Below are 2,008 nucleotides of genomic sequence, written 5' to 3'. Positions count from 1 at the left end.
GCCTGGGCCGGCCTGGCCTGGGCCCCCGACGGCCGCACGCTCTACGCCTCGGGCGGGCAGCACAACCGCATTTATAGCTTCAAAATCGAAGGTCAGCAGCTGCGGCCCGACAGCACCTTCGTGCTGGGCCAGAAGTGGCCGAAGCAGAAAATCGGCGTGGCTGGCCTCGCCGTCGATGGCCGCCGGCAACTGCTCTACGCCGTGACGCGCGAAGACAATTCGCTCTACACCTTCGACCTGAAAACCCGGCAGCTGCTGCGCACCCTTAAGCTGCCCGCCGAGGCCTACGACGCCCAGCTCAGCCCCGACGGCGCGCGGCTCTACATCAGCCTGTGGGGCGGCCACGCGGTGGCGGTATTCGATTCCGACCGGCAGCAACTGCTGGCCAGCATCCCGGTCGAGAGCCACCCCAACGACCTGGCCCTGACCCGCGACGGCCGCCGCCTGTTCGTGGCCAATGCCAACAGCAACTCGGTGTCGGTGATTGACACCCGCGCCGGGCAGGTGACCGAAACGCTGAACACCGCCCTCTTCCCGGCCTCGCCCGCCGGCAGCACCCCCGACGGCCTCGCCCTGAGCGCCGACGACAGCCAGCTCTTCATCGCCAACGCCGACAACAACTGCCTGGCCGTGTTCGACGTGCGAGACGCGGCTACCAGCCGTCCGCTGGGCTTCATCCCCACTGGTTGGTACCCCACGGCGGTGCGCGTGGTAGGCACCCAGCTGCTGGTGGCCAACGGCAAAGGCACCACCTCGAAGCCCAACCCCAACGGCCCTAACCCCCGGCGCGATGTGGGCGAAGTGGGCAAAGGCTACATCGGCGGGCTGCTCACCGGCAGCCTCTCGCGCCTGCCCCTGCCCGACGAAAAGGCCCTGGCGGCTTACTCGGCGCAGGTGTACGCCAATACGCCCTTCAGCAAAACGCGGGAGGCTGCGCCCGAAGTAGGGGCCGGCAGCCCTGTGCCGCAGCGGGTGGGGGAGAAGTCGCCCATCAAGCATGTGTTCTACATCATCAAGGAAAACCGCACCTACGACCAAGTGCTCGGCGACCTGCCCGCCGGCAACGGCGACGCCAGCCTCTGCCTATTTCCGGAGAAGGTGACGCCCAACCACCACGCCCTGACGCGGGAGTTTGTGCTGCTCGATAATTTCTACGTCGATGCCGAGGTGAGCGCCGACGGCCACAACTGGAGCACGGCCGCCTACGCCACCGATTTTGTAGAGAAAAGCTGGCCCAGCAACTACAGCAGCCGCGGCGGGGAGTACGACTTTGAGGGCCGTCGCGGCGAAGTGGCCGAGCCGAAGGACGGCTTCCTGTGGGACTACTGCCGCCGCGCTGGCCGCAGCTACCGCAGCTACGGCGAGTTTGTGTACAAAGGCAAAGCCAGCGTGCCGGCCATCGAAGGCCACTTTTGCCAGGACTACGCCGGTTTCGACCTGCACGTGCGCGATGTAGACCGAGAAAAAGTGTGGGAAGCCGATTTCGACCGCCTCGTGGCCGCCGGCCAGCTGCCCGACCTCAGCATCATCCGCCTGCCCAACGACCACACCTACGGCGCCCGCAAAGGCGAGCTGCACCCCTGGTCGTACGCCGCCGACAACGACCTCGCGCTTGGCCGGATGATAGAGCACCTCTCCAAAAGCCCCGTCTGGAAAGAATCGGTGGTGATGATAGTGGAAGATGATGCCCAGAACGGCCCCGACCACATCGACGCGCACCGCTCCACGGCCTACCTCATTGGTCCCTACATCCGCCGCCACGCCGTGGTGCACACGGCCTACACTACGTCCGGCATGCTGCGCACGCTGGAGCTGATTCTGGGCCTGCCGCCCATGAGCCAGTACGACGCCGCTGCTCTGCCGCTGTGGGCCTGCTTCACTGCCAAGCCCGATTTCCGCCCTTATACCGTCCGCCCCGCCACCACGCCGCAGGATGTGCGCAACACGGCCTACAACGCCCCCGCCCGCCGCGCCGAGCGGTTCGACATGAGCCGCGAAGACGCCGCGC

General features: G+C 66.8%; 1 protein-coding gene. It reads left to right on the top strand.

Going from position 1 to position 2,008, the window contains the following annotated elements:
• A partial coding sequence (locus ACYVDE_RS21185; RefSeq protein WP_460503525.1) for a bifunctional YncE family protein/alkaline phosphatase family protein occupies positions 1–2,008 on the top strand: 2,008 nt, incomplete at both ends.

It is taken from the genome of Hymenobacter agri (assembly GCF_054778495.1).
The sequence above is the reverse complement of the archived record's forward strand: the minus strand, read 5'-3'. Positions and strand labels throughout refer to the sequence as shown.